Annotated in this window: 14 protein-coding genes; 13 read left to right on the top strand and 1 reads right to left on the bottom strand. The window is 52.6% G+C overall.

Translation table 11 applies throughout. The annotated features are described in order from the left end of the window. Positions 1-6 precede the first annotated feature (6 nt). The 12 genes from ACQKE4_RS05095 to lpxC all read left to right on the top strand — a co-directional run bounded on the left by ACQKE4_RS05095 (position 7) and on the right by lpxC (position 14,672). Positions 7-1,500, top strand: a complete 1,494-nt coding sequence (locus ACQKE4_RS05095) for a UDP-N-acetylmuramoyl-L-alanyl-D-glutamate--2,6-diaminopimelate ligase (RefSeq protein ID WP_427387198.1) — start codon at positions 7-9, stop codon at positions 1,498-1,500. Then, positions 1,500-2,858, top strand: coding sequence for a UDP-N-acetylmuramoyl-tripeptide--D-alanyl-D-alanine ligase (locus tag ACQKE4_RS05090; RefSeq protein WP_427387197.1), 1,359 nt, complete (start codon positions 1,500-1,502; stop codon positions 2,856-2,858). Before ACQKE4_RS05095 ends, ACQKE4_RS05090 begins: the two co-directional genes overlap by 1 nt. 9 nt (positions 2,859-2,867) lie before the next feature. Further along, positions 2,868-3,950: a phospho-N-acetylmuramoyl-pentapeptide-transferase gene (gene mraY, locus ACQKE4_RS05085; RefSeq protein ID WP_427387196.1), complete on the top strand. Its 1,083-nt coding sequence runs from the start codon at positions 2,868-2,870 to the stop codon at positions 3,948-3,950. Between the two features lie 58 nt (positions 3,951-4,008). Further along, on the top strand, positions 4,009-5,400 hold the full coding sequence (gene murD / locus ACQKE4_RS05080) for a UDP-N-acetylmuramoyl-L-alanine--D-glutamate ligase (RefSeq protein WP_427387195.1): 1,392 nt from the start codon (positions 4,009-4,011) through the stop codon (positions 5,398-5,400). Next, on the top strand, positions 5,397-6,578 hold the full coding sequence (ftsW, locus tag ACQKE4_RS05075; RefSeq protein WP_427387194.1) for a putative lipid II flippase FtsW: 1,182 nt from the start codon (positions 5,397-5,399) through the stop codon (positions 6,576-6,578). The genes murD and ftsW overlap by 4 nt, the downstream gene beginning before the upstream one ends. 21 nt (positions 6,579-6,599) lie before the next feature. Beyond that, a complete protein-coding gene (gene murG, locus ACQKE4_RS05070; RefSeq protein ID WP_427387193.1) occupies positions 6,600-7,697 on the top strand; it encodes an undecaprenyldiphospho-muramoylpentapeptide beta-N-acetylglucosaminyltransferase in 1,098 nt (365 codons plus the stop codon). Between the two features lie 53 nt (positions 7,698-7,750). Further along, positions 7,751-9,163, top strand: a complete 1,413-nt coding sequence (murC, locus tag ACQKE4_RS05065) for a UDP-N-acetylmuramate--L-alanine ligase (RefSeq protein ID WP_427387289.1) — start codon at positions 7,751-7,753, stop codon at positions 9,161-9,163. Continuing rightward, complete coding sequence (locus ACQKE4_RS05060) at positions 9,160-10,101, top strand: D-alanine--D-alanine ligase (RefSeq protein WP_427387192.1); 942 nt, start codon at positions 9,160-9,162, stop codon at positions 10,099-10,101. The genes murC and ACQKE4_RS05060 overlap by 4 nt, the downstream gene beginning before the upstream one ends. Next, positions 10,098-10,811 carry a cell division protein FtsQ/DivIB gene (locus tag ACQKE4_RS05055; RefSeq protein WP_427387191.1) on the top strand — a complete coding sequence of 238 codons (714 nt, stop codon included), beginning with the start codon at positions 10,098-10,100 and terminating at the stop codon, positions 10,809-10,811. The genes ACQKE4_RS05060 and ACQKE4_RS05055 overlap by 4 nt, the downstream gene beginning before the upstream one ends. Positions 10,812-11,122: 311 nt before the next feature. Then, positions 11,123-12,412 carry a cell division protein FtsA gene (ftsA, locus tag ACQKE4_RS05050; protein WP_427387190.1) on the top strand — a complete coding sequence of 430 codons (1,290 nt, stop codon included), beginning with the start codon at positions 11,123-11,125 and terminating at the stop codon, positions 12,410-12,412. A 34-nt stretch (positions 12,413-12,446) separates the two neighbouring features. Next, entirely contained in the window at positions 12,447-13,625 is a 1,179-nt protein-coding gene (gene ftsZ, locus ACQKE4_RS05045; RefSeq protein WP_427387189.1) for a cell division protein FtsZ, read from the top strand. A gap of 135 nt (positions 13,626-13,760) precedes the next feature. Then, entirely contained in the window at positions 13,761-14,672 is a 912-nt protein-coding gene (lpxC, locus tag ACQKE4_RS05040; RefSeq protein WP_290837338.1) for a UDP-3-O-acyl-N-acetylglucosamine deacetylase, read from the top strand. A 140-nt stretch (positions 14,673-14,812) separates the two neighbouring features. Here lpxC and ACQKE4_RS05035 read toward each other — a convergent pair whose 3' ends face one another. Then, positions 14,813-15,274 carry a DUF721 domain-containing protein gene (locus ACQKE4_RS05035; protein WP_427387188.1) on the bottom strand — a complete coding sequence of 154 codons (462 nt, stop codon included), beginning with the start codon at positions 15,272-15,274 and terminating at the stop codon, positions 14,813-14,815. A gap of 538 nt (positions 15,275-15,812) precedes the next feature. Between ACQKE4_RS05035 and secA the strand changes: the two genes are divergently transcribed. Continuing rightward, positions 15,813-18,551 carry a preprotein translocase subunit SecA gene (gene secA / locus ACQKE4_RS05030; RefSeq protein WP_427387187.1) on the top strand — a complete coding sequence of 913 codons (2,739 nt, stop codon included), beginning with the start codon at positions 15,813-15,815 and terminating at the stop codon, positions 18,549-18,551. The last annotated feature ends 73 nt before the right edge of the window (positions 18,552-18,624 follow it).

Raw genomic sequence — 18,624 nt, 5'->3', positions numbered from 1 at the left:
GACTTCATGACGCTGAGTCCAAGCGATGTGTTAGCGGCGCTCGCGCAAGTATGGCCAAAAACACCACTACCCGATGACCTGCCCAAACTGCCGGAACATGTTCGTATTAAAACAGATTCCCGTGAGTTAGCAGCAGGCGACGTCTTCGTGGCCGTGCCTGGTACTCAGCGTGATGGTCGTGACTATATTGCGCAAGCGCTTGAGGCGGGTGTTGCACTTGTATTGGCTCAGGGTGGGCACGGCGAGGTTCAGTTGGAGGGGCGGGTGCTTCAACTACCGCATCTTTCGATGCGCTTGGGTGAGTTGGGGCACGCTTTGTTTAAGGTGCCGCGTGATCTTGAGGTTATCGCTGTTACAGGTACTAACGGAAAAAGCTCGGTAACACATTATCTTGCCGCCCTAAGTGAGGCTCTGGGAACCCCGGCGGGCGTGATCGGAACCTTGGGTGTGGGGCGCCCTGGTAGGCTTGTAGATACTGGTTTAACGACGCCAGGTCCGCTGGCCCTGCAAGCAACCTTAGGGAAGCTTGCGCAGCAGGGCATTAAGCGCGTCGCGTTAGAGGCGTCATCCCATGCGTTAGACCAGCACCGGCTGGAAGCCGTTAACGTTACGGTGGGGGTATTTACCAACCTTACCCGCGACCACCTGGACTACCACGGCAGTATGGCCGCTTATGCTGCTGCAAAAGCAAAGCTGTTTCGTCGATCGGCGCTTAGTTTGGCAGTGGTCAACGGCGACGATCCACTGGCACGGCTAATGCTGGCAGGCTGCGGTTCTACCGTGCGTGTCCTAGCTACTGGTCAGGATGAAGCAGTGACATTGCGGGTAATGGATTGGCAGGCATTTGAGCATGGGCAGCAAGCGATGATTGCCACCCCAGACGGTGAGAAAATGCTCTCTTTGAGCCTCATGGGGCGCTTTAACTTAGACAATGTGCTGTTGGCGATGGCCGTGCTCTATGGGTTAGGCGAACCGCTTGATGCTCTGTTTGAAGCGGCTTCTTCGTTAACGCCCGTATCGGGGCGTATGGAGCTCTACCGCGATGTGGATACTCCAAGCGTAGTGGTGGATTATGCCCACACGCCGGATGCGTTACACAGTGCTTTGCAGGCGTTACGAGCGCATCTAGGCGATGCTGGCAAGCTATGGTGCGTGTTTGGCTGTGGAGGTGAGCGCGACACGGGTAAGCGAGCCGAGATGGCTAAAGCGGCTGAACGGTTAGCCGATTATATCGTGGTAACGGATGATAACCCGCGCCATGAGCCTGCTGGGCAGATACGTCAGCAGATATTGGCTGGCTTTTCGAATGCAGCACAGCCCATCGAAATAGGCAGTCGCCGCGAGGCCATAGCATCTGCTATTAGCCAAGCCTCCGATCAGGATGTGGTTTTGGTTGCCGGGAAAGGCCATGAGGCTTATCAGGAAATCAACGGCGTGCGCCACCCCTACGCCGATAGTGATGAGATTCAGCGCGCGTTTGCTATTCGGAGCGCCCATTGATGGAGTGGACATTAAGTCAGGTGGCAACCGCCCTGGGTATTGAAGTGCCGCTCGAAAGTGCCGAGTTACCGATAACCGAAGTAGTGACCGATACTCGAAAAATAGTGCCAGGATGCTTATTCATCGCCTTAAAAGGGCCGCGCTTTGACGGCCACGATTTTATTGAAAGCGCCCTAGCTCAGGGTGCAGCGGCGGCGCTAGTCGAGACAGCTGAAGAGTGCTGTTTGCCACAGTTGATCTGCCCCGATACTCGCCTTGCCCTGGGCCTGTTGTCAGGCGCGCAGCGCCATAGGTGGGCAGGCCCAGTCGTCGCAGTCACAGGCAATAGCGGTAAAACTACGGTTAAGGAGATGTGCGCCGCTCTGCTGGCACCTTTGGGCAATGTGTTAGCCACCCAGGATAATTTAAACAATGATATTGGCGCACCGCTTACGTTACTGGGGTTGAGGCAACACCATCAAGCCGCTGTGGTAGAGCTAGGGGCGAATCATTTAGGTGAGATTGCCTGGACGACCCACTTGGCTAAACCCGATATTGCCATTATCACCAACGTGACCGGTGCCCATGTCGGTGAGTTTGGCGGTATGGGACAAATCGCCCAGGCAAAAAGTGAAATACTAGCAGGGCTTGGTGAGGGTGGTACGGCCATACTGAACCGCGATGATCATTACTTCTCTTTTTGGGCCGCCTTTGCGGGACAACATCGCATTGTTAGCTTTGGTTTGCATCCCATGGCGGATGTGAGCGCGTCAGCGCTTTCCTGTGATCATCAAGGGCGTTATGCTTTCACCCTACTGCAGCATGGCCAGGCGTTAGGCCATGTACGTTTGCCGCTGCTAGGTAAGCATAACGTTTGCAATGCGCTGGCCGCAGCTGCGGCAGCGCTTGCCCTAGGTGTCTGTGCTGAACAGGTCATTACCGGTCTGCAATCGCTGAAAATGTTGGCAGGCAGGTTAACAGTGGTGCCAGGCTTGCGTGGGGCCAACGTACTTGATGATACCTATAATGCTAACCCTGGCGCGGTCAAAGCCGCCCTAGATACCTTGGTGAGCTTTCCGGCACCGCGCTGGTGTGCATTAGGCGCGATGGGGGAGCTGGGAAGCGACTCGGCAGCCCTGCATGCTGAAATTGGCCGCTATGCCGCAGCGCTTGGAATAGATGAATTTTTGACGCTGGGAGACGCCGCACGCGCTGCCAGCGAGGCCTTTGGTCGTGGGCTGCATTTTAACGATCACGAGGCGCTAACGCGTCATGTCACTAATACTTTGCCGCCTAACACCACTCTGCTGGTGAAAGGATCGCGCAGCGCTGGCATGGAACATCTTGTCAATGCGTTGCGTTCGGATGAAATAAGGTAAACGCCGTTCATGTTACTTCACTTGGCGAATTTTCTGTCGCAGTACCAATCTGCTTTTCAGGTTGTTAATTACTTAACGCTTCGCGTGATTTTAGGTGCACTGACTTCGTTAATGCTCTGTCTTTGGTTGGGGCCATGGATGATCAGGCGCTTGGTTGAAGGTCAAATCGGTCAAGCTGTGCGCGATGACGGCCCTCAGTCCCACCTTTCTAAAGCGGGCACTCCCACCATGGGCGGGGCAATGATACTGCTGGCGATTGCCATTAGTACGTTGCTATGGGGAGATTTAACCAATCTTTATATATGGATTGTGCTTGGTGTCACGCTGGGCTTTGGCGCGATTGGCTGGGTTGATGACTACCGTAAAGTGGTCGAGAAAAATCCCCGCGGCTTACCTGCCAGATGGAAATATTTTTGGCAATCAGTGGTGGGTCTAGGTGCCGCTCTATTGCTCTATTTAACAGCCTCCACGCCGGTTGAAACCAGTTTGTTGGTGCCCTTGTTCAAGGATATTGCGCTACCTCTTGGCGTCTTTTATATCGTACTTACCTACTTTGTGATCGTGGGTAGCTCAAATGCGGTTAATTTAACCGATGGTCTTGATGGCCTGGCGATTATGCCCACCGTACTAGTGGCCATGGGGTTGTCAGTATTTGCTTATGCTAGCGGCAATATCGTTTTTGCTGAATACCTGCATATCCCGTTTATTGCTGGCACGGGCGAGTTAGCTATTTTCTGTGCCACCATCGCTGGCGCGGGGCTGGGCTTCTTATGGTTTAACACTTATCCGGCGCAAGTCTTTATGGGCGATGTGGGGGCGCTTGCGTTAGGCGCAGCGTTAGGCGTGGTCGCAGTGATTGTTCGCCAAGAGATCGTGCTGTTTATTATGGGCGGTATTTTTGTTCTGGAAACGGTCTCCGTGATCCTGCAAGTGGGCTCATACAAGCTCACTGGTCGTCGCATCTTCCGTATGGCGCCCTTACATCACCACTATGAATTAAAAGGCTGGCCTGAGCCGCGGGTTATCGTGCGCTTTTGGATCATTACCGTAGTACTGGTGCTGCTCGGCCTTGCGACGCTCAAAATTCGTTAATGCACATGGCCGTGAGTGCGCTTCGTTAGCCGTGGCGTGATGCGATAAGGAGCCTGTCATGGTTCGAGTAGCTAAAGGTTTAACGCTGGTAGTGGGGCTGGGTTTGTCTGGTCGCGCGATCTGTCGCCATTTAAGCCGTTTAAATGTGCCCTATATGGTGGCGGATACGCGTGCCGTACCACCCGGACTGGAAGACTTTCGTGCTGCTCATCCAGGCGTTGAAATTCACTGTGGCTCATTAACGTCACTGGATCTTACTGATATCAGAGAGGTTGTTATCAGCCCAGGGCTTGATCCTCGTATGGCAGGGTTAGAAGGCTTAGCCGATAGGGTCAACGTTCATACGGGAGAGCCGATGGTGGTAGGTGAGATTGCCCTGTTTGCTCGCGCTGCCAAGGCCCCCATCGCGGCTATTACCGGTTCAAATGCCAAGTCTACGGTCACAACGCTGCTTGGCGAAATGGCTGCTGCGGCAGGCGTTCGCGCGGCTGTTGGTGGAAATTTAGGTACGCCAGCGCTGGATTTGTTAGCAGATCAACCTGATGCTGAGCTTTATATTCTTGAGCTTTCCAGCTTTCAGCTTGAGACAACCCCTAGCTTGGGGGCAGCCTGTGTGGCGTTCTTGAACTTAAGCGAAGACCACCTTGATCGACATGGCGATATGCACGGCTATCGGGCTGCCAAACAGCAGATTTTTAACGGCGCGCAGAGCGCCGTTGTTAATGCCGATGACGCCTCTACATGGCCTGAGCAAACTGTTGCGCAGATTGCGAAATTCTCCTCTAAAGTCCCTACCTCTGAGAACGAGTGGGGACTGGCGCTTTATCACGATAAGCTAACACTTATGCAGGGTGCTCAGCCTTGGCTTGCTATCGATGAGCTTAAGATGGCTGGGCAGCACAATTATTTAAATGCGTTAGCCGCGTTGGCGATGGGCCAAGCGCTGGGTTTCGCTGATGCACCGATGTGTAATGTACTGCGCGAATTTAAAGGCCTAATACACCGCAGCGAAGTCATTGCCAGCATTAATAGCGTTACCTGGGTTAATGACACTAAGGGGACGAATGTTGGGGCTACGCTGGCCGCGATTAATGGCATTGGCGCTACCCTGGAAGGGCGCCTGATTTTATTGGCCGGTGGTCTCGGCAAAGGCGCCGATTTTTCGCCCCTAGCGCAGCCGCTTTCCCAGTGTGCCCGCCATGTACTGCTATTTGGCTTGGACGCGCCACGGCTAGCCGACGCATTAATTGAACATGTGAGCATTCAGCAGGTGGAGGACTTGACCCAGGCGATGCAAGTCGCCTTTAAACTCGCCCAGCCGGGTGACTGTGTGCTGCTATCACCAGCCTGCGCAAGCCTAGATCAGTTTGCCAATTACCAAGAGCGCGGTGAAGTGTTTCGCCGTTGGGTGCAGAAAATGGCACAGCAGACAGCAGGAGCAGCACTATGAGCCGACTTCAGCGCCTTCGCGAAGGGCTCACCACACGTAATATGCCGTGCGATATATGGCTTGTCATGGCATCAGTTGCGTTAGCAGGCTTAGGGTGGGTGATGGTTAGCTCTGCCTCAATAGGACTGCTGGAAGATACTTACCACTACTCCCGCCAACACGGTGTTTTTCTTGTGCTTGCCATTATGGCATGCCTATTTATGCTCTGTGTACCGCTTGAAGCGTGGCGGCAAAACGCTGCGTTGATTCTGCTTGCCAGTATTTTTATGCTTTTTTTGGTACTGGTGATTGGCCAAGAGGTGAATGGCAGTAAGCGCTGGATTGCGTTGCCTGGGCCATTGCCAAGTTTGCAGGTGTCAGAGTTTGCCAAAATTGGGCTGATATTTTATATGGCGGCATTTATGTCGCGATTCGCTTACGATTTGCGCCGTCGTGCGTTTAGCATGTGGCGCCCACTGGCCGTGCTGGCCTTACCTGCAGGGCTGCTCTTTTTAGCCCCTGATTTCGGCGGCATGGTGGTCTTTACCGTTTGTGTTATTGGCATGCTAATGATGAGTGGTGCGTCATTAGTGCTGCTGTTGGGTAGCGGCGCGGTGCTGGGCACGGGTGCGGTGATGATGGTGGTGATTGAGCCTTATCGCTTAGCACGCTGGACGAGCTTTCTAGATCCATGGGCGGATCAGTTCGCTACGGGGTATCAGTTAACGCAAGCATTGATTGCCTTTGGGCGAGGGCATGTGACAGGCACTGGATTGGGTAATAGCGTACAGAAATTACACTACCTGCCTGAAGCGCATACCGACTTTATTTTTGCAGTCATCGCCGAAGAGCTCGGCATGATCGGCGCGATTATTGTCGTGCTGTTGTTCACCATTTTTATTGCTCGCGCAATGTGGGTGGGACGGCGTGCCGAGCTTGCAGGGCATCTTTTTGGCGCTTACGTGAGCTATGGCATTGGCTTTATTGTTGCCGCGCAGGCCTTCATTAACATGGCTGTCAGCTCCGGGCTACTGCCCACTAAAGGCCTAACACTGCCGCTAATGAGCTATGGCGGCTCTAGTTTGTTGGTAACGGGTATTATGATCGGGTTGCTGCTACGCACGGATGCCGAAACGCGACATCGCCCTCGTCGTGCGTCCACCCCCTATAAATCGCGTCATGAGCCGCGTTTGTCTTAGTGCTATTTTCAGGAGTTTATTGTGACAACGAACGCACGCCGACGGGTTCTTATTATGGCGGGAGGCACCGGTGGCCATGTGTTTCCAGCGCTTTCACTTGCCAGGGCGTTGCAAGCTCAGCAGGTAGATATTGAGTGGCTAGGCAGCCCCAGAGGAATTGAAAATCGCCTAGTACCCGAGGCGGGTATTACGCTGCACACCATTGCGGTAAGTGGGCTGCGTGGTAACGGCGTGGCGGGGTGGTTGAAGACGCCGCTAAATCTTTCGCGCGCGATCTTACAGGCGCGTGCTGTTATTCGTGATTTCAACCCCCATGTGGTGGTTGGTTTAGGTGGCTTTGCCAGTGGTCCCGGTGGCTTGGCGGCGTGGTTATCACGTATTCCTTTGGTTATTCATGAGCAGAATGCCGTAGCAGGCCTCACTAATCGTGTGTTGTCAAAACTCGCCAAGCGCACCTATGCAGCATTTCCTGAGGCATTTGGTTCGCGAGCGGAGGTGATTGGTAACCCCGTGCGTAACGATATTGCCATACTAGGCAGTACCCCCCGCGATGCAGACACGCTCGCTGCTCGCCCCCTTCGGATGCTAGTAGTGGGCGGTTCACTAGGTGCGGTTGCGCTTAATGAGCGCTTGCCGCCAGCGCTTGCAGCACTGCCTGTTGAGCAGCGTCCAGCGGTGCGTCACCAAGCGGGCAAAGATCGCGAAGTCGCTACCACCGCGAATTATCAACAGTACGGTGTAGAGGCTGAAGTGAGCCCATTTATTGAAGATATGGCTGCTGCTTACCAGTGGGCAGATCTTGTCGTGTGTCGCGCTGGTGCGCTGACTGTGGCTGAACTGGCGGCGGCTGCCAAGCCCTCACTGCTGGTTCCTTTCCCATTTGCGGTAGACGATCATCAGCGGCTCAATGCACAGGTTTTGGTTAAGGCAGGTGCCGCCAAGTGCGTTGTTCAATCTGAACTAACCATTGAGCGTTTAACCGATTTTTTAAATGAATTGCTCGTCCCTGGCACCCTGGCAGCGATGGCAGCGAATGCACGCCAAGCCGCGCATTTAGATGCTACGACGCGCTTAGCTGAGGGGTGTTTGGCGATGGTGCCGTTAGGAGATACTGCGTGATCGATTCAAACCAAACCTTGACGCCCCCACGTGGCTGCAGCATAGGCCCTGGTATGCGCCGTATTCGACGCATTCATTTTGTCGGTATTGGTGGCGCAGGGATGTGCGGTATTGCGGAAGTGCTGGCTAATCAAGGTTATACCGTTAGCGGTAGCGATATGAAGTCCTCATCGGTGGTAGAGCGGTTGCGCCAGTGTGGCGTATGTGTGGCCATCGGTCATACCGAGGACAATGTGGAAGGTGCCGATGTGGTGGTGGTTTCTAGCGCCATTGACGAAACTAACCCTGAAATTCGCTGGGCGCACGAGCATCGTGTTCCGGTGGTCCGTCGCGCGGAAATGCTCGCTGAGCTAATGCGTTTTCGGCATGGTATTGCCGTGGCCGGTACCCATGGTAAGACTACCACCACCAGCTTAACAGCTACGCTGCTGGCTGAAGGTGGGCTTGATCCTACGTTTGTAATTGGCGGGAAATTAACCAGCGCCGGTGCTAATGCCCGTTTGGGGGAGGGTGACTATTTAGTTGCCGAAGCCGATGAGTCTGACGCCTCTTTTCTGCATTTACAGCCAATGGTGTCAATTGTTACCAATATTGACGCTGACCATATGGCGACCTACGGCGGTGATTTTGAGCGCTTAAAAAGCACCTTCATTGAGTTCCTGCACAATTTGCCGTTCTATGGGCTAGCCGTGCTGTGCATTGATGACCCGCATGTGCGGGTGCTGTGTGAGCAGGTTAAACGTCAGTTTGTGACTTATGGCTTTGATAGCGATGCTGATTATCGGATTGTGGATTTTGCTCAGCAGGAAGGAGAGGTTTCATTTACCGCTCTGCGTCCTGGCAAAGTAGCGCCGTTAAATGTGCGCTTGGCAATGCCGGGTCGCCACAACGCGTTAAATGCAATGGCAGCGATTGTCGTGGCGACCGACGCGGGTGTGGGCGATGCCGCCATTTTGAGTGGGCTGGCTGGCTTTGCCGGAGTGGGGCGCCGCTTCCAAGTGCATGGTAACTTTCCCGCACCCCAAGGTGGCGGCGACATCATGCTGGTGGATGACTATGGCCACCACCCGCGTGAGGTCGATATGGTTATCCAGGCAGTTCGTGCCGGTTGGCCTGAGCGTCGCTTAGTCATGCTCTATCAGCCCCATCGGTATAGCCGCACTCGCGATTTATACGAAGATTTCGTGCGGGTGCTTTCGCAAGTCGATACGCTGGTATTGCTCGATGTTTATAGTGCCGGTGAAGCGGTTATTCCAGGTGCCGAAGGTAAAACGCTGGCAGGCTCTATCCGTCAGCGCGGTGAAGTAGACCCGTTGTTTGTCGAGCATAAGCAAGAGCTACCTACCTTGTTAGCCAATGTGTTAAGGCCTGGTGATATTTTAATTACTCAGGGTGCTGGCGATGTTGGTGGTATTTCCCTCCGTTTGGCTCAGGCGCAATTAGCAATGAAAGAGGTGGAGCTATGAGCACAGAAATGGCCCAAGCCCAGCAGTTCGGGAAAGTCGTTGTTGTCTACGGTGGTACCTCCGCAGAGCGTGAGGTGTCGCTTAAAAGCGGTGCGGCGGTGCTTGAGGCGCTTCAGCGTAAGGGCGTGGATGCCTGTGGCTATGATCCACGTGATAATGGTTTAGTTGGTTTAGAACAGTTGAATCCCGCTATCGTGTTTATTGCTCTACACGGCCGCGGTGGTGAAGATGGAGCACTGCAGGGTGCATTAGAACTACTTAATATTCCTTATACGGGTAGTGGCGTGCTGGCCTCTGCGCTGGGGATGGATAAGCAGCGTACCAAACAGGTATGGAGCGCCGCCGGGCTGCCTACCCCAGAAAGCATTATGTTGGATGCTGACGCAGACTGGTCAGCGGTGGCGGCACAGCTGGGGTTGCCGTTAATTGTTAAGCCTGTTCACGAGGGCTCCACGCTGGGTATCAGTATCGTTAAAAGTCAGGCTGCGCTTGAGTCGGCGTATTATGAAGCGGCACAGTTTGATGCGCGGGTAATGGCGGAGCGCTTTGTGGTAGGCGAGGAGTATACCGTTGCTTTATTAGGCCGCCAGGTCTTACCGGCTATTCGCGTGGAGGTGCCCGGTGGGTTCTACGACTACGAAGCTAAATATATTGCCAATACCACCCAGTATCATTTGCCCTGTGGTTTGCCCAGCGATCAAGAGGCTGAACTTGCACTGCTTTGCCAACAGGCGTTTGCAGCTGTTGGTGGGGTAGGATGGGGGCGCGTTGATGTGATGCGTGATAACGAGGGGCAATTTTGGCTGATAGAAGTCAATACCGTTCCTGGTATGACCGATCATAGCCTGGTGCCCCAGGCCGCTGCACATGCAGGCATTGGTTTTGATGATCTCGTGATTCAAATACTCACCTCCGCAGGCGAGCAGTTCACCGCATGAAAAAGCGTAACGCTTGGCTGGGGTTCATCTTACTGGCATTGCTGATGGGTGCGGGTGGCCGTGCGCTTTGGCTTTGGTTGGATCGCCCGATTGAGCGGGTCTCCATTCGTGGTGAGTGGGAGTATGTAAGCGCCGATTATTTGCGTACTCAGCTTGCACCATTAGTGGTTGATGCTACATGGTTATCAGCAGACCTCGGTGAACTGCGCGGTCGTGCACTGCAGATTGGCTGGCTACATGAAGTACGTATTTCGCGCGAATGGCCTAATGCACTGGTATTCGAATTAATTGAACAAGAGCCCGTGGCACGCTGGAATGATGACTTTTTGCTTAATCCTCAAGGTGAGCCTTTTGCTTTCGCGCCGCTTACGCCACCATCAGGCCTTCCAGACTTGGCAGGACCGGTGGGCAGCAGTGAAGAAGTTCTGCGCTACTATCACCGCCTTGGCCCTCACTTTGAGCAGCTTTCGCTGCAACTTACCCAACTGCGCTTAGAACCACGCGGGGCTTGGCGGCTGCAGCTCAATGATGGCGCTTGGGTAATGCTGGGGCGGCGTCAGCATGAAGTCCGTTTGGCGCGCTTATCGGCTTCATGGCAAAGGGAGCTGTATCGTCTTGGAGAGCAGATTCGCTATATTGATCTGCGTTATCCTAACGGCGTTGCTGTCGCTTGGCATGGAGAAAGTGAATTTGATGTGCAAGATGAGTAACAGTTGTATTACTTGATGCAAATAAGGAGTAAAAGTAAGTGGTCGCCCTCAATGAAAAAGCCAATAATCGGCTTTAATTTGCGTTCAAAGCCTAATATTGTAGGTTAGGACTAGTCGTATTCCGACTATTGTTTCTATACTATGGGCCATACAAAGGTTAAGTGATTTTTTAATTCGACTATTTGTGCTTAGCAAGTGTCTGAAAAATACTACTGATTATTTCGGGTTCCGCGCCTTCATTGTTAAACATTCGATTAAGCGCTTCCCTAACTATTTACTTTATAAAATGACGTAAGGAGATTTCCCGACTCATGGCAGGCTCACCCAACGCATCCAATATGGTGGTCGGGCTGGACATTGGAACGTCCAAGGTCGTCGCGATAGTCGGTCAACCTACCGATGACGGCGGAATTGAAATTGCCGGTATTGGCTCGCACCCTTCGCGTGGCATGAAGCGTGGTGTTGTGATCAATATTGAATCGACGGTGCAGTCTATTCAGCGCGCGGTTGAAGAAGCTGAACTAATGGCTGGCTGTGATATTCACTCGGTATATGTTGGCGTAGCGGGTAGTCATATTAGTTCAATGAACTCTGATGGCGTTGTCGCTATTAAAGAGCGTGAAGTGACCCCTTCCGATATTGAACGTGTTATTGATTCTGCTCGTGCGCGTGCTATTTCAGAAGGCCAACGTGTGCTGCACGTGCTGCCTCAAGAGTTTTCAATTGATGCCCAAGGCGGCATTCGTGAGCCTTTAGGTATGTCAGGCGTCCGCTTAGAAGCTCAGGTGCATTTGGTAACGGCTGCATTAAACGCAGTCCAAAACATAGAGAAGTGTGTTCGACGCTGTGGTTTAGAGGTTGATGCTATTATTTTGGAGCAACTCGCTTCAAGTATGGCCGTGCTGACTGAAGATGAGCGTGAGCTTGGCGTATGTATGGTGGATATCGGTGGCGGCACCACGGATATGGCTATCTTTACTGAAGGAGCCATTCGTCATACAGCGGTTATTCCTATCGCTGGCGACCAAGTGACCAATGATATTGCGATGGCATTGCGAACGCCTACGCAGCATGCTGAAGAGATAAAAGTTAAGTACGCTTGTGCGTTAACGCATTTAGCGGCAAGCGATGAAATGATTAAAGTTCCTAGCGTAGGTGACCGTCCAGCGCGAGATTTATCACGGCAGGCATTAGCCGAAGTGGTAGAGCCGCGCTACGAAGAGTTGTTTACGCTAGTAAGAGATGAATTACGCCGTAGTGGCTATGAAGACATGGTGGCCGCCGGAATAGTGCTTACCGGCGGTACCTCGCGTATGGAAGGTGTTAGCGAGTTGGCGGAAGAGATTTTCCACATGCCTGTTCGCATCGCATGTCCGCAGAATGTAAGAGGTTTGGCGGATGTCGTTCGTAACCCGATTTATGCGACGGGCGTTGGTCTGCTGCATTATGCCTTGCAGGAAACGCGTCATGGGCAAGGCCTAAAAAGCCACGGGGGAGTTGTTGCGGCCCATAAGGGTCGCAACGAGCTTGCCCGGCGTGATATCAAGGAAGACCATTCGGCGCTGGCAAGAATTAAAGGCTGGTTCAAAGGAAATTTCTGACAGGGCCGCAAGCGCGGTTCAGGAGACGGGGCTTATGTTCGAATTGGTAGATAACGCACCCTCGAGCAGTGCGGTCATCAAAGTGGTTGGCGTTGGCGGTGGCGGTGGCAATGCTGTTAATCACATGGTCGAAAGCAATATTGAAGGCGTAGAGTTTATTTGCGCTAACACGGATGCTCAGGCGCTTAAGCGATGTGCAGCCAAAACCGTATTGCAACTGGGTAGCGAAATCACTAAAGGTTTAGGCGCAGGTGCCAATCCTGACGTGGGACGTCAAGCTGCAATGGAAGATCGTGAGCGCATTGCTGAGCTGCTAGCAGGCGCTGATATGGTGTTTATCACGGCCGGTATGGGCGGGGGCACTGGTACAGGTGGTGCGCCGGTGGTTGCTCAGGTTGCTAAAGAACTGGGTATTCTTACCGTTGCTGTTGTGACGCGTCCCTTCCCGTTTGAAGGGCCAAAGCGCATGCGTGCCGCTGAAGAGGGCATGAAAGAGCTTTCCGAGCATGTAGATTCGTTAATCACTATTCCGAATGAAAAGCTGCTTTCAGTACTAGGTAAGAATGCCACGCTGCTTACCGCTTTTAGTGCCGCTAACGATGTGCTGTTAGGCGCCGTTCAAGGCATTGCAGAGTTGATTACCAGCCCAGGTATTATTAACGTCGACTTTGCCGATGTACGCACGGTTATGTCCGAAATGGGCATGGCAATGATGGGTACTGGCGGTGCAACGGGCGAAAATCGTGCACGTGAAGCCGCTGAGAAAGCGATCCGTAGTCCGCTTTTGGAAGATATCGATCTTCATGGTGCGCGCGGTATTTTGGTCAATATCACTGCTGGTCCCGATTTGTCGATTGGCGAATTCAATGATGTTGGTGCCACAGTGCAGGAGTTCGCTTCTCCGGATGCCACTATCGTCGTGGGTACATCCATTGATATGGAAATGTCAGATGAGTTGCGGGTAACGGTTGTAGCCGCTGGTTTGGATGGCCACAAACCTAAAACCACTGCACGAGAACCTGCACGCCGTTCGGCGGCGGAATCGTCCTCTGATTATCGCAAGCTGCAGCAGCCTACAGTCATGCGTCAGCAGGCAATCGCGCGCTCTGAAGCACCAGAAGCGGCTGCCAAGCCACGTCCTGAAAAACGTCGCACTACTGAAGCCGACGACTATTTGGATATCCCCGCGTTTCTACGCCGTCAGGCGGATTGACCCTCTTTATCAGGCTCATTGCAATAGCTAGCGAGCGTTTTATTGGCTAAAACGCTCGCTAGCTGTTAAAGTGAACACTGTTTGATAACTTTTTTCCTCGCGGTAATCACCGTCTTTAGAGTTAGCCCACTGCCCATGATCAGACAACGCACCCTTCAAAACGTCATTCGCGCTACCGGAGTGGGTTTGCATTCTGGTAAAAAAGTTCATTTGGCTTTGCGTCCGGCGCCAGCTAATACAGGGATTGTGTTTGTTAGAACCGATCTGGAACCCGTGGCTCATGTGCCTGCACGCGCTGAGTTGGTTGAAGATACCAAGTTGTGCACGGCGCTTTCCTATAACGGGGTTAAAGTGGCAACGGTTGAGCATTTAATGTCAGCATTTGCCGGACTAGGCATTGATAATGCTTACGTAGATGTTAGTGAGCCTGAAGTGCCCATTATGGATGGTAGCGCTAGCCCGTTTGTATTCTTGATTCAGTCTGCGGGTATTTTAGAACAGGATGCCGCGAAGAAGTTTATACGCATAAAGCATCGTGTTGCCGTAACCGATGGCGATAAAGAAGCTGTTTTCCTGCCTCACCAGGGCTTTAAGGTCTCTTTTGCGATTGATTTTGACCATCCTGTTTTTGAGCAGCAGAAGCAGACGGCACTGATTGATTTTTCAACCACGTCATTCGTTAAAGAAGTATCGCGCGCGCGAACCTTTGGCTTTATGCGTGACTTAGAGTTTTTACGTTCAAACAATTTAGCGCTTGGCGGCAGTTTAGATAATGCCATCGTGGTCGACGATTATCGTATCGTTAACGAAGGCGGTCTGCGCTACGAAGATGAGTTTGTTAAGCATAAAGTGTTGGATGCCATTGGTGATTTATACCAGCTGGGTTATAGCCTGATTGGTGAATTCCGGGGTGTGAAATCCGGCCATGCACTGAATAATCAGCTTTGCCGTGAGCTTATGGCACAGCCTGATGCCTATGAAATCGTCACCTTTGAAGATGAAAAGGCCGTTGCCCCCATCTCTTATGCAGCACCCGCAATGGCATGAGCTTAAACCTCGCTAGAAGCACTTTTGAAAGTTACTGAGCCATTCTGCTTAATTTCATAAAGCACCGCCAATGCGGTGCTTTATGTATTCTGAGGCTGTTAGATAGAAAGCATATTTAAAAAATCAGCTTCTTTAGTTTGCTATTTAATCGGCTGCGCATGAGAGGCAAGCCGCTCAAGCGCCCGTTTAAGCGCAGGATTGGTAGTGTCCTCTGCACACTCAGCTAATGTTTTACCCGCATCAGCTGATAGGCTGCGAGTATTTCGCGCCGGGGCCACAATAGGGCGCACAGGCCGCACCTTGAAAGTGAAGCCATTAACACCTTCAAACCCAGGTAGCTGGTGAAGCAGCTCTAATAAGCGACGCTGTTCAAAACGCAACCAGGTTAACCAGCTGGCTTGGCCGCTAATTAGTGTTAAGCGTCCTTCGCGAAATCCACCAACAAAAATATGCTCGCGCATTTCTTCGGGTAAATGCGCACGCAAATGCCGCTGCGCCTGATCGATCAAGCGAGATAGGCGCATTAACTGACTAATATCGCCGGACTTTGAGAGCAAGCGGGCAATGGGCTGTGCGTGAGAACGCTTAACCTTTATACTCATACGCTTAATTCCTAGGGTACCGATATCTTAGGGTACCGCTAATGAGGATGTCGGCAATCCTGGCCGATGACCAATTAGCCGATTTTACCACGCTCAGGAGCCGGTCTACAGCATGTCACCAACGCATGAAACTCAGTCTGCTATACCACGGCGTCAACGCCGTTATGGTATAGCGCGTTGGTGGCTGGCTGGCCTGCTAGTGAGCTGCCTCTTACCTGCTAGCTTAGGTCACGCCGATGCTTTTCGTAGCGGTGAGCGCAGCGTTACGATCTGTTTTTGGGTGCCTGCTATTTTACGTGCCCAATCTCATTGGATCGCCAAAAAACGCCGCGCTTTGCGCCGCTGGTTCCAGCATCCTAAGTGCTTTGCTCCTGTTCGGCACTTATTTAATTGGCTGCCCCCAATGGTCATGCTGGTCGCGGCTCACGATGTTTTGACTCAACGTGGTCCACCTTCCTATCGAGTTAGTCGATAACACACTCACTTTCTCGAAACAGGGCGTGTCCCGATGGGTCGCTCGTGAATACTTGGATATTTCATGCTTAATAATTTATTACGTAAAGTCGTTGGCTCTAAAAATGACCGCGAAGTAAAGCGCATGCACAAAAATGTGCCGCAAATCAATTCGCTAGAAGCGGAGTTTGAGGCGCTGAGTGATGCTGAACTACAGGGGAAAACGGCTGAGCTGCGTCAGCGTTTAGATGCCGGTGAGTCACTTGATAGCCTTCTGGCGCCTGCGTTTGCCATCGTACGTGAAGCCAGTAAGCGCGTTATGAACATGCGCCACTTTGATGTACAGATGGTGGGGGGCATGACCCTGCACCGTGGCCGTATTGCTGAAATGAAAACCGGTGAGGGTAAAACCCTTGTTGCCACGCTTGCTGTTTACCTTAATGCGTTGACGAGTAAGGGCGTGCATGTTGTCACGGTGAACGATTACTTGGCACGCCGAGATGCTGAGTGGATGCGTCCGTTGTATGAGTTTTTAGGCCTAACCATCGGTGTCATCTTCTCGGGTCAAACCGGCGAAGAGAAGCGTCACGCTTACCAGTGCGATATTACCTACGGCACCAATAACGAGTTTGGCTTCGATTATCTGCGCGACAACATGGCGTTCTCGTTAGAAGATAAAGTGCAACGTGGACTCCATTTTGCGATTGTCGATGAAGTCGACTCGATTCTTATTGATGAAGCACGTACCCCGCTGATTATTTCCGGGGCAGTCGATGAAAATACCGATCTTTATAAAATCGTTGATGGACTAGCCCAGCAGCTTGAAAAGGGTGAAGAGATCGAGGATGAAGAAGCTGCAGTCGTCGGTGACTTCTTGGTTGATGAGAAGCAGAAGCAGGTCGAGCTGACAGAGCAGGGCCATAATAAAGTTGAAGAGCTGATGCGCGCCGAAGGCTTACTAGGTGCGGATGACTCCCTCTACGCGGCGCAAAACCTTAACCTGCTTCAACATATGCACTCGGCCTTACGTGCCCGTTATCTCTATAACCGCGATGTCGACTATATCGTCTCCGAAGGCCAGGTGGTGATCGTTGACGAGCATACCGGACGCTCAATGCCGGGGCGCCGTTGGTCGGAAGGTTTACATCAAGCCGTAGAGGCCAAAGAGGGTGTCACGGTGCAGCGCGAAAGCCAAACGCTAGCCTCGACCACCTTTCAGAATTACTTCCGTCTGTATGAAAAGCTGGCGGGGATGACCGGTACGGCCGATACGGAAGCCTTTGAGTTCCGCCAGATCTACGGCCTGGACGTAGTGGTTATTCCTACCAACCGTCCGCTGGCTCGTAAAGACCTTAACGATTTGGTCTATCTGAGCGCAGAAGAGAAGTATGAAGCGATTATCAAAGATGTAAAAGCGGAGACGGAAGCTGGACGACCTGTATTAGTAGGTACCGCCTCTATCGAAACATCCGAGTATCTCGCCAATCTGATGCGTGAGGCTGGGCTTCAATTTAGCGTGCTTAACGCCAAGCAGCACCAGAGTGAAGCCGAGATCATTGCCCAAGCGGGCCGCCCAGGGGCGATTACCATTGCCACCAATATGGCCGGTCGTGGTACCGATATTATGCTGGGGGGGAACTGGGAGGCCGAAGCCGCCAAGCTGCAGAACCCCAGTCAAGAGCAGATTGATGCGCTTAAGGCTGAATGGCAGGCGCGCCATGACGGTGTACTGGCTGCAGGTGGCTTGCACGTAGTAGGTTCTGAGCGTCATGAATCACGCCGTATTGATAATCAGCTGCGTGGCCGTGCAGGGCGTCAGGGTGACCCAGGATCGACGCGCTTCTTCTTGTCCCTAGAAGACAGCCTGATGCGCCTATTCGGCTCTGACCGCGTCAAGCGCCTAATGCAGGCGCTAGGCCTTGAACGCGGTGAAGCTATCGAACATAAAATGGTTTCCAATGCCGTTGAGCGTGCCCAGAAGAAAGTGGAAGGACGTAACTTCGATATTCGTAAGCAATTGCTTGAGTACGATGATGTCGCCAACGATCAACGCCGCGTAATCTATGAACAGCGTAATGAAATCCTTGCCGCAGACGATGTCGCGGACGCGGTGATTGGTATACGTGAAGAGGTAATGGAAGCGTCGATCAGTGACTATGTGCCACCTCAAAGCCTGCCAGAACAGTGGGATTTGCCTGGCCTGGAAGCGCATCTCAAGACAGAATTTAATCTTGATGCTCCCGTGGTTAAGTGGGCAGCGGAGGATGAGCGCTTCAGCGAAGAGCAGTTGCGCGAACGACTGCAAACCATGCATCGCGAAGCCTATGCAGCCAAGATTGCGGCGGCGGGTGAAAAGCTTATTCGTCGCTTTGAGAAGCAGGTCATGCTGCAAGTGCTTGATACCCGTTGGAAAGAGCACCTTCAGTCGATGGATCACCTGCGTCGCGGTATCCATCTGCGCGGCTATGCCCAGAAGAATCCTAAGCAAGAGTATAAGCGTGAATCATTTGAGCTCTTCCAACATCTGCTAACGAATATTAAGGCAGACGTTACGCGGATTCTTAGCCATGTTCAGGTTCGCCAGCCTGAGGAAGTTGATGCCCTTGAACGTCAGCGTCGAGAAGCGCTTGAGCGTGAAACGGCTTCTGCGGCCACCCGGCATGACGACCCGACCAATGAGCAGTCAGCCTCAGCGGCCTCACAAGAGCCACCTGCTGTTGATGGCCGCCCGGTACGCCGTGAAGGGCCGAAAGTCGGCCGTAATGATCCCTGCTTTTGTGGCTCGGGTAAGAAATATAAGCAGTGCTGTGGAAAACTAAGCTAACGGCGATAATGTTTAAGACCCTGTTTGAAGCATTGTTTGAGACAGTGCCTAACTCAGCGCTTGTTTAAAGGAG

Source organism: Halomonas sp. NPDC076908, assembly GCF_050269715.1.
Classification (GTDB): Bacteria; Pseudomonadota; Gammaproteobacteria; order Pseudomonadales; family Halomonadaceae; genus Vreelandella.
Note: the sequence above shows the minus strand (reverse complement) of the source record. Positions and strands in the feature narration are given on the sequence as shown.

Bases quoted from the DNA above. Each gene is read 5' to 3' on its own strand.
- ACQKE4_RS05095 (WP_427387198.1), top strand. From the start codon at position 7: ATGACGCTGAGTCCAAGCGATGTGTTAGCGGCGCTCGCGCAAGTATGG.
- ACQKE4_RS05090 (WP_427387197.1), top strand. From the start codon at position 1,500: ATGGAGTGGACATTAAGTCAGGTGGCAACCGCCCTGGGTATTGAAGTG.
- mraY (WP_427387196.1), top strand. From the start codon at position 2,868: ATGTTACTTCACTTGGCGAATTTTCTGTCGCAGTACCAATCTGCTTTT.
- murD (WP_427387195.1), top strand. From the start codon at position 4,009: ATGGTTCGAGTAGCTAAAGGTTTAACGCTGGTAGTGGGGCTGGGTTTG.
- ftsW (WP_427387194.1), top strand. From the start codon at position 5,397: ATGAGCCGACTTCAGCGCCTTCGCGAAGGGCTCACCACACGTAATATG.
- murC (WP_427387289.1), top strand. From the start codon at position 7,751: ATGCGCCGTATTCGACGCATTCATTTTGTCGGTATTGGTGGCGCAGGG.
- ACQKE4_RS05060 (WP_427387192.1), top strand. From the start codon at position 9,160: ATGAGCACAGAAATGGCCCAAGCCCAGCAGTTCGGGAAAGTCGTTGTT.
- ACQKE4_RS05055 (WP_427387191.1), top strand. From the start codon at position 10,098: ATGAAAAAGCGTAACGCTTGGCTGGGGTTCATCTTACTGGCATTGCTG.
- ftsA (WP_427387190.1), top strand. From the start codon at position 11,123: ATGGCAGGCTCACCCAACGCATCCAATATGGTGGTCGGGCTGGACATT.
- ftsZ (WP_427387189.1), top strand. From the start codon at position 12,447: ATGTTCGAATTGGTAGATAACGCACCCTCGAGCAGTGCGGTCATCAAA.
- lpxC (WP_290837338.1), top strand. From the start codon at position 13,761: ATGATCAGACAACGCACCCTTCAAAACGTCATTCGCGCTACCGGAGTG.
- ACQKE4_RS05035 (WP_427387188.1), bottom strand. From the start codon at position 15,274: ATGAGTATAAAGGTTAAGCGTTCTCACGCACAGCCCATTGCCCGCTTG.
- secA (WP_427387187.1), top strand. From the start codon at position 15,813: ATGCTTAATAATTTATTACGTAAAGTCGTTGGCTCTAAAAATGACCGC.